This is a genomic window from Streptomyces nanshensis (assembly GCF_001751255.1).
Taxonomy (GTDB): Bacteria; Actinomycetota; Actinomycetes; order Streptomycetales; family Streptomycetaceae; genus Streptomyces; species Streptomyces nanshensis_A.
The window spans coordinates 12,344-20,296 of sequence record NZ_LJGW01000158.1 but is presented as its reverse complement, the minus strand read 5'-3'; the positions used below and the strand labels follow the sequence as shown (position 1 = coordinate 20,296).

Sequence of the window (7,953 nt, the reverse complement as noted above, 5' to 3'; positions counted from 1 at the left end):
CCCGCGGGGGCGGTCGCTCCGCCGGAGCCCTTGCGCCGTCGGGGGCGTTCCGGTGGTGGCGCTGAACGCGTGGGGGAGAGGCGGGAGTTGAGGTCTGCTTACGGTCGGCTCGGGGGCTTCTTACGTCATGGGGGAGGGGAAAGTGCGAATGCCGGGCATGGGCTAACCGCTGGTTTCAGGCGAGGCGGGGCCGGGGACCGGTTCGATTCATTGCGGTGGAAACCCTGCGCCCCCGCCGGCGCGTGACGATGATCGAGGGAGACCATGGGCTGGAAACGCACACGCCGGGCGGCCGTTTCGGCCGTCGTCGCCGGAGTGATCGCCGCCGTCTCGGCTGCTCTTCCGCCGGGCGCGGCCGGAACGTTCGCCGGAAAGAGCTCCGCACCGACGGCGAAGGGGCCCGGAAAACACACGCCACCGCCGCCTCAACTCCCGCGGAATTTCCGGGGCAAGGGCAAGTGGATCGTGCGTGACCTGGGCATCACCGTCCCGTTCTCCTGGCAGGGACGGAACGGCGACAGCCAGATGATCGCGGGCGGTCCGCAGTATCCGATCTGGTTCACCAACCTGATCTACAAAGGCGATTTCTACACCCTGACCTACAAATGGCCGGGCCTGAACGAGCACTCCTGCTCGAAGATTCCCGGACTCGGTCTGGAACAGCTCAACAACGCGCTCAAGGGATCCCGGTTCGTCGGCAGGGAAACCCTGGAGAACAATCCGAGACGGCATGTGAACCACTGGCGGGTCGGTGTCGTCCTGCCGCAGCGTCCCCCGGGGAAATATCTGCGCTTTCCGCTCGCGCTCGGGGACGTCTACGTCGACCAGAAGAACCGCGGCACTTTCTGGCAGGTCCTGCAGTTCGGCATCCAGAATCTCTACGACCCGGAACTGGACGAGTGGCTGCGGATGAGGACCTTCGAGCACAAGCCGGGGAAGGTCACCCTGCCCAGGAGCTGCGCCGCCGCGACCACCCAGGCCCCGCCGGCGCTGCCCAGTCCCGCCGCCGTTCCCGCCCGTTAGTCGCGCAGCGCCTGCTCGATCGTCCGCATGATCTCGCCGATGGGGGTGTCCGTGCGGGCGACCGTGACCAGCACCTCGTCCTCCCGCTTGGTCTCGGCGCCCACGGCACCGTCCCCGGCGTCGGCACGCTGCGGCGCCGCCAGCCGGTTCGCGCCGAAGCCGGTGCCGAAGGTGCGCCGTACGATCGCGAACGCGTGGTCCAACTCGGCCTCCACATCGCCCACTCCGCCGCCGCGCAGCCACCGCCGCAGCACATGGTTGTGGGCGGTGACCACCGCGGAGGCGGCGACCTCCGCGAGCAGCGGGTCGTCGTCGCCGTCGCGGTGGGCGGCCTCGTCGAAGTGGCCCAGCAGATAGCGCGTGAAGAGCCGTTCGTAGCGGGCGACCGAGGCGATCTCCCGCTCGCGCAGCGCCGGGACCTCGCGCGTCAGCTTGTAGCGCTCGACGCTGCCCTTCGGCGAGGCCGCGTACATCCGCATGACCTCTTTGATGCCGCGGCACACGGTGTCCAGCGGGTTCTCGTGGGCGGGTGCCGCTTCCAGCACGGCCTGTGCGCGGACGAGGGTGTCGTCGTGGTCGGGGAAGATCGCCTCTTCCTTGGCGCGGAAGTGCCGGAAGAAGGTGCGCCGTGCGACGCCGGCGGTCGCCGCGATCTCGTCGACCGTCGTGGCCTCGTAACCTTTCGTCGCGAAGAGTTCCATGGCCGCCGCCGCCAACTCGCGGCGCATTCTGAGGCGCTGGGAGGATGCGGCAGGCGAACGGGACGGCTTCGCGGAGTCTGACATGTGGGGAACGTTACATGCCGTGACGGACTCGGGGGGCGGGCAGTCCGCGGACGGCTGGAGCAGCCCGCCCCACCGGTCGGTCCGGGTCACCGACGCGTCACCGCCGTGCGTACTCGCGGAAACCCCGCCCGGTCTTGCGGCCCAGGCAGCCGGCCGCGACCAGGTGCTCCAGCAGCGGCGCCGGTGCCAGCCCCGGGTCGCGGAACTCTCGGTGCAGCACCTGCTCGATCGCGAGCGAGACGTCGAGCCCGACGACGTCCAGCAGTTCGAAGGGACCCATCGGGTAGCCGCCGCCGAGCCGCATCGCCGAGTCGATGTCGTCGAGCGAGGCGTAGTGCTGCTCGACCATCTTCACCGCGTTGTTGAGGTACGGGAACAGCAGCGCGTTCACGATGAACCCGGCCCGGTCCCCGCAGTCCACGGGGTGCTTGCGGACCCCCGCGCACACCTCGCGCACGGTGGCGTGGGCCTCGTCGCCGGTGAGCACCGTCCGTACGACCTCGACGAGCTTCATCGCCGGCGCCGGGTTGAAGAAGTGCATGCCGATCACGTCCTGCGGGCGCGACGTGGCGCGGGCGCAGGCGACGACCGGCAGGGAGCTGGTGGTCGTCGCCAGTACGGCACCGGGCTTGCAGACCTTGTCGAGGGCGGTGAACAGCTCCCGCTTGACGGCGAGGTCCTCGGCGACCGCCTCGACGGCGAGGTCGACCTCGGACAGTGCGTCGAGCGAGCCCGCGGGCGTGATGCGGGCGAGGGCCGCCGCCGCGTCCTCCTGCGTCAACCGGCCCTTCTTCACGGCCCGTTCGAAGGAGGTGGCGATGCGGGCCTTGGCGGTCTCCGCCTTCTCGTCGCTGCGGGCGGCGAGCACCGTGTCGTACCCGGCCTTCGCGAAGACCTCCGCGATGCCGCCGGCCATCGTGCCCGAGCCGACGACGCCGACCGAGGCGACGGGACGCCCGGGCGTACGGGCCGCGTTCTCGTCCGGCGTCCCGGCGTCGGCGACGGTCACGGACGAGCCGGGTCCCTCGTAGGTGTAGAAGCCGCGGCCGGCCTTCTGGCCCGTCAGGCCCGCGTCGCTGAGCTGCCGCAGGATCGGCGCGGGCGCGTGGAGGCGGTCGTGGGAGTCGGCGTACATCGCGTCCAGGACGGTACGGGCGGTGTCAACGCCGATGAGGTCGAGCAGCGCGAGCGGGCCCATGGGCAGTCCGCAGCCCAGCCGCATCGCGCTGTCGATGTCCTCGCGGCTGGCGTAGCGCGACTCGTACATCGCCGCCGCCTGGTTGAGATAGCCGAACAGCAGCCCGTCGGCGACGAATCCGGGACGGTCGCCCACGGCGACGGGCTCCTTGCCCAGCTCCCGCGCCAGCCCCGTCACCGCGTCCACGGCCTCCGGCGAGGTCAGCACGGACGAGACGACCTCGACGAGCCTCATGGCGGGCGCGGGGTGGAAGAAGTGCAGTCCCAGCACGCGTTCGGGCCGGTCCGAGTCGGAGGCGAGACGCGTCACGGACAGGGCGTTGGTGCCGGTGGCCAGGATGGTGTCCGGCTTGACGACGGTGTCGAGGGCGGCGAAGACCTGGCACTTGGTGTCGTAGTCCTCGGGCACCACCTCGATGACGAGGTCCGCCTCGGCGGCCGCCGCCAGTTCGGTGGACGTACGGAAGCGGGCCAGCGCCTCCCGCCGTTCGTCCTCCGTCATGCGCTCGCGCCGCACGGCGCGCGCGGTGGACGCCTCGAAGGCGGCGGTGGCGTGCGCCAGCGCGGCTTCGCTGATGTCGATGCCGACGACCTCGCGGCCGGCCCGTGCGAGTACGTCGGCGATGCCGGCGCCCATGGTGCCGAGGCCGACGACGGCGATGGTGTGCAGAGGCGGACGGTCCATCACGGGACTCCTCTGGTGTGACGACTGACGATGAGGTGTGCCGCACCGCGCCCACGGCACGAACCGGTACGAACCGGCGTGCGGCGGGCGGGCGTTGCGGAGATCGGTGAAGCGGGAACGCGGCTAACAGAGAAGAAGAGAGATGAGAAGAGACGAGAAGCCGGTGAAGAAATTCGAGGAGCAGGGAAGGCCAGGGGCCGCGAGCGGGAGGGAGGGCTGAGGCCCGACCGGCCCTGTCCCAGGGGCCGTTCCCAGGCCGCTCGTCACGCGGCGTAGCTGTGCGGTGCTCTGTCCGGGCCGTGCCGTGACCGTGTGCCACGAGGCCCGGACCCCCGCCGAACCGACTTCTCTCTCGGGCGGCTGCGTCACCAGGCCGCCCGAGCGGGGGTGCCGCTCTGCCGAGGAGCTTAACTCGTGGGTAACCAATGCGCCAGGGGTATGGCACTTCCAGGGCTGTGGGACGGAGCACGAGGGGGAGGGAGCGGAAGTGGGCGACGCATTCCGGTCGTTGGTCGACCGAGTACGGGCCGAGGCGGACCCGGTCGAGTACGAGCGCCTGGTCGCGCTCGCCAGGGAGGACACTCCCGGCGCACGCGACGAACTGGCGGCCGTACTGGCGGAGAGCCAGCGCCCGCTGTGGGCACGGGAGGTGGCGGCGTTCGCCCTCGGCAAGGCGGGGGACCGGCGCAGTTTCGAAACGCTGATCTTCATGCTCAACTACCGCGATCCCGTGCGGTGCGCCACCGCCGCCCACGCCCTGGCACGATTGCGCGACCCGCGCACCGCACGTGCCGCCGCGGCCCTCGCGACGAACGAACTGCGCACCGGCTACGCGCTGCACGCCGTACGGCTGCTCACGGCGTTACGTGCGCCCGAGTCCGTCCCCACGCTCATCTCCGTGCTCCAGCGGCTGCTGATGGGACCCGTCCACTACTGGCCGATCGCCGAGGCATGCGTACAGGGGCTGGGCGCCCTGGGGGACCGGCGGGCGATCGCGGTGCTGATGGCCGCCGCCGAGCACCACCGGCTCTCCCCGTCGGCGAAGGCGGCGCTCGCGCGGATACCGGCCTCGCAGGGCAGAACGCGCAGAAAACCCGTCAAGCCCAACCGCTGAGCCCCGGCGCCGAGTTCGCATCCCTGCCGAGCCCGACCGCCAGCCCTCGGCCGCTGACCCTGACCGCCGATCCTGGCCGCTGACCCCTGGCCCGTGACCGCTGCCCCTTGCCCGGCGGACCGCCGACCGCCGTCGGGAGCGGAGCCGCGCGCACCCGGCGCAATCCGGACGGAAGGTGTCGGGATTCGGCGCCAGCATGGGCGCATGACTGTGAGCTGGGCGGCCTTCCGCGCCGCAGAACCGGAGTTCGCCGATGTCGTACGTGCCCGCTTCGCCGCCTTCCAGCACCATGTGCTGGCCACGCTGCGCCCCGACGGCTCGCCCCGTCTGAGCGGTCTGGAGGGCGACTTCCGCGGCGACGAGTTGTGGCTGGGCATGATGATCGGCTCCCGCAAGGCGCTGGATCTGCGCCGCGACCCCCGCTTCTCCATGCACGCCAACCCCGGCACGGGCACGGGCATGCACGGCGGCGACGTCCGCGTCTCGGGACGGGCGGTCGAGGTGAGCGACCCCGAGGAGTTCGCGCGCTACGCGGCCGGCGCGGAGCAGGGCGAGGCCCCCGAGCGCTTCCACCTCTTCCGTGCGGAGCTGTCGGAGGTCGTACGCGTCACGATCGAGGATCCGCACATCGTCTTCCAGGTCTGGCACCCGGGGCACGCGCTGCGCACGATCCGCCGCGCGGACCAGGACAGCACCGTCCTCGAAGACGTATGACCGGGAGGCTCATCCGCCGGCGGGCACGAGCGCGAACGCCTCGACCTCCAGCACCAGTTCGGGGTGGGCGAGCGAGGAGACCTCGACGGCCGTGCTCGCCGGGGGCCGTGTGACGTCCACGCAGGCGTCGCGTGCCGCGCGGACGGCGGGCAGGATGCCGATGTCCGTGGTGTAGAAGGTGAGCTTCAGCACGTCGTCGAAGGAGGCGCCCGCCTCGGTGAGGCAGCGGCGCAGGTTCGCGAAGACCTGGCGGGCTTGCGCCGCGGGGTCTCCCCGTCCGACGACGTCGCCGTTCTCGTCGAGCGCGAGCTGTCCGGAGACGGCCACGAACCGGCCTTCGCCCCAGACGACATGGCTGTAGCCGTTGCCCGGGGCGACGCCCCGCGGCGCGGTGATGTGAGTGAGTTCCGGCATGCGGGGATCGTCGTGTGCGGGGCGCGAACGGCGCCAGCGGTTTTCCGCGCCGGAGATCTCTACAGCAGCGTGAGCTGGGTGCAGTGCGGGGCTTCGGGTTCCTCTTCCGGGGTCCGGTCGGGGTGCACCTCGATGCGCCGGTGGGTGCCGGGGGAGGTCGGGCCGATGCCGTACTCGGCGGCCAGTTCGTGCACCTGACGGGTGATGCGCCGCTGGTACCACTTCGGTGCGTACGCCCCGTCCGCGTACAGCCCCTCGTAGTGCCGCACCAGTCCCGGGTGGTGCTCGGCGAGCCACTTCATGTACCACTCCCGCGCACCGGGCCGCAGATGCAGCGCGAGCGGCGTGACGGAGGTCGCCCCGGCGGCGGCGATCGCCCGCACCGTGGTGCGCAGTTGGGCCGGTGAGTCGCTGAGGAACGGGATGACCGGGGCCATCAGCACCCCGCACGGGATGCCCTGGCTGCTGAGCGTACGGACGACGTCGAGGCGGCGTTCGGGAGCGGGGGTGCCGGGTTCGACGGTGCGCCACAGCTCCTCGTCGGTGAAGCCGACGGAGACGGATATCCCGACGTCGGTGACGGCTGCGGCGGAGCGCAGCAGGTCGAGGTCGCGGAGGATGAGCGTCCCCTTGGTGAGGATCGAGAAGGGGTTGGCGTAGTCGCGCAGCGCGGAGACGATTCCGGGCATCAGGCGGTAGCGGCCCTCGGCGCGCTGGTAGCAGTCGACGTTGGTGCCCATCGCGATGTGCTGTCCGTGCCAGCGGCTCGATCCCAGCTCGCGGCGGAGCAGTTCGGGTGCGTTGACCTTGACGACGATCTGCGAGTCGAAGCCCGCCCCGGTGTCGAGGTCGAGATAGCGGTGCGTGCCGCGCGCGAAGCAGTAGACGCAGGCGTGCGAGCAGCCCCGGTACGGATTGACGGTCCATTCGAACGGCATCCGCGAGGCCCCCGGCACCCGGTTCACGATCGAGCGGGCGCGCACCTCGTGGAAGGTGATCCCGGCGAACTCGGGGGTGTCGAACGTTCGCGTCACCACATCGGTGCCGAAGAGGGCGGGGTTCACCGCCGACCCGTCGCCGCTCAGGTTCTCCCAGCGCATGGACCCTCCTCGTGCCGTGTGCCGTTCGTACACAGAGAATAGAACACCTGTTCCCACTGGCTCTGTCAAGCCGATTTGGGCCCCGGTCCGCGGGGTGATTGGCTTGCCGGGCGCCTGCCGGGGCGCGAGGGATGTGCCGAACAGCAGGAGGAGCAAATGGCGCAGGTCGAGGCCAGCACCCAGCGCGAGATCGCGGCCGGACCCGGGGAGGTGCGAGCGGCCCTCGCCGACTACCGTGAGACCAGGCCGAAGCTGCTGCCCGAGCACTACAGCGAGTACGAGGTACGCGAGGGCGGCGAGGGCGTGGGCACCGTCGTGCACTGGAAGATCCAGGCCACCAGTAAGCGCGTCCGCGACTGCCTCGTCGACGTCACCGAGCCGGCCGGGCCGGGCGAGGGCGACCTGGTGGAGAGCGACCGCAACTCCACGATGGTGACGACCTGGAAGATCGCACCGGGCGCAGCCGACGGCTCGTCACACGTCACGGTGACCACGACCTGGCAGGGGGCGAGCGGCATCGGCGGCTTCTTCGAGCGGGCCTTCGCGCCCAAGGGGCTCGCGCGCATCTACGACGAGATGCTGGCCAAGCTCGCAGCCGAGACGGAGAAGTAGCCGCTCCCGGCGGGCGGGCAGGCAAGCCTGGGCGGCCGGAGGGGGCCGCCGCCGCTCACCGGAACGAGTGGTTTTCCCGACGGGACGGAACGGGTGCCCCCGTCTCCGTCCCGTCGTTGCTCGCTTCCAAAGCCGCAGTTGGGGGCCCGACGGGCGCCCGGGGCAACGGAGTTGGGGCGTCACGGCCCCTCCGTACGGGAGCCCTGACCGACTTGCTCGTACTTGTCGCGTGATGCGAGAAATGCTCCCCGTAACGGGTGGACGTGACGAGGGAGTGCGATGGGCGGCGGGACGGCTCTGGGGCGCCCA

At 71.1% G+C, this 7,953-nt stretch carries 8 protein-coding genes; 4 read left to right on the top strand and 4 right to left on the bottom strand.

Annotation, left to right across the window (positions count from 1 at the left end):
* The first annotated feature begins 264 nt into the window (after positions 1-264).
* A complete protein-coding gene (locus tag AN218_RS09800) occupies positions 265-1,023 on the top strand; it encodes a hypothetical protein (RefSeq protein ID WP_070016385.1) in 759 nt (252 codons plus the stop codon).
* Here AN218_RS09800 and AN218_RS09795 read toward each other — a convergent pair.
* The gene (locus AN218_RS09795) at positions 1,020-1,808 is read right to left on the bottom strand and encodes a TetR family transcriptional regulator (protein ID WP_070016384.1); all 789 of its coding nucleotides are present in this window, start codon (positions 1,806-1,808) and stop codon (positions 1,020-1,022) included. The genes AN218_RS09800 and AN218_RS09795 overlap by 4 nt on opposite strands.
* A 97-nt stretch (positions 1,809-1,905) precedes the next feature.
* Positions 1,906-3,690, bottom strand: coding sequence for a 3-hydroxyacyl-CoA dehydrogenase family protein (locus tag AN218_RS09790; RefSeq protein ID WP_070016383.1), 1,785 nt, complete (start codon positions 3,688-3,690; stop codon positions 1,906-1,908).
* 487 nt (positions 3,691-4,177) lie between these two features.
* On the opposite strand from AN218_RS09790, the gene AN218_RS09785 reads away from it, so the two are divergent.
* Both AN218_RS09785 and AN218_RS09780 read left to right on the top strand, forming a co-directional pair.
* Complete coding sequence (locus tag AN218_RS09785) at positions 4,178-4,804, top strand: HEAT repeat domain-containing protein (RefSeq protein ID WP_070016382.1); 627 nt, start codon at positions 4,178-4,180, stop codon at positions 4,802-4,804.
* Positions 4,805-5,008: 204 nt separating this feature from the next.
* Positions 5,009-5,518 carry a pyridoxamine 5'-phosphate oxidase family protein gene (locus tag AN218_RS09780; protein WP_070016381.1) on the top strand — a complete coding sequence of 170 codons (510 nt, stop codon included), beginning with the start codon at positions 5,009-5,011 and terminating at the stop codon, positions 5,516-5,518.
* Between the two features lie 9 nt (positions 5,519-5,527).
* Here the strand turns inward: AN218_RS09780 and AN218_RS09775 are convergent, their stop codons facing one another.
* Both AN218_RS09775 and AN218_RS09770 read right to left on the bottom strand, forming a co-directional pair.
* On the bottom strand, positions 5,528-5,932 hold the full coding sequence (locus AN218_RS09775; RefSeq protein ID WP_070016380.1) for a RidA family protein: 405 nt from the start codon (positions 5,930-5,932) through the stop codon (positions 5,528-5,530).
* A 59-nt stretch (positions 5,933-5,991) separates the two neighbouring features.
* Positions 5,992-7,032 carry an Rv2578c family radical SAM protein gene (locus tag AN218_RS09770; protein WP_070016379.1) on the bottom strand — a complete coding sequence of 347 codons (1,041 nt, stop codon included), beginning with the start codon at positions 7,030-7,032 and terminating at the stop codon, positions 5,992-5,994.
* Between the two features lie 156 nt (positions 7,033-7,188).
* On the opposite strand from AN218_RS09770, the gene AN218_RS09765 reads away from it, so the two are divergent.
* Positions 7,189-7,644 (top strand): SRPBCC family protein, encoded by a 456-nt coding sequence (locus AN218_RS09765; RefSeq protein WP_070016378.1) that lies wholly within the window; start codon positions 7,189-7,191, stop codon positions 7,642-7,644.
* Positions 7,645-7,953: the final 309 nt, after the last annotated feature.

Bases quoted from the DNA above. Each gene is read 5' to 3' on its own strand.
- AN218_RS09765 (WP_070016378.1), top strand. From the start codon at position 7,189: ATGGCGCAGGTCGAGGCCAGCACCCAGCGCGAGATCGCGGCCGGACCC.
- AN218_RS09775 (WP_070016380.1), bottom strand. From the start codon at position 5,932: ATGCCGGAACTCACTCACATCACCGCGCCGCGGGGCGTCGCCCCGGGC.
- AN218_RS09795 (WP_070016384.1), bottom strand. From the start codon at position 1,808: ATGTCAGACTCCGCGAAGCCGTCCCGTTCGCCTGCCGCATCCTCCCAG.
- AN218_RS09790 (WP_070016383.1), bottom strand. From the start codon at position 3,690: ATGGACCGTCCGCCTCTGCACACCATCGCCGTCGTCGGCCTCGGCACC.
- AN218_RS09770 (WP_070016379.1), bottom strand. From the start codon at position 7,032: ATGCGCTGGGAGAACCTGAGCGGCGACGGGTCGGCGGTGAACCCCGCC.
- AN218_RS09780 (WP_070016381.1), top strand. From the start codon at position 5,009: ATGACTGTGAGCTGGGCGGCCTTCCGCGCCGCAGAACCGGAGTTCGCC.
- AN218_RS09800 (WP_070016385.1), top strand. From the start codon at position 265: ATGGGCTGGAAACGCACACGCCGGGCGGCCGTTTCGGCCGTCGTCGCC.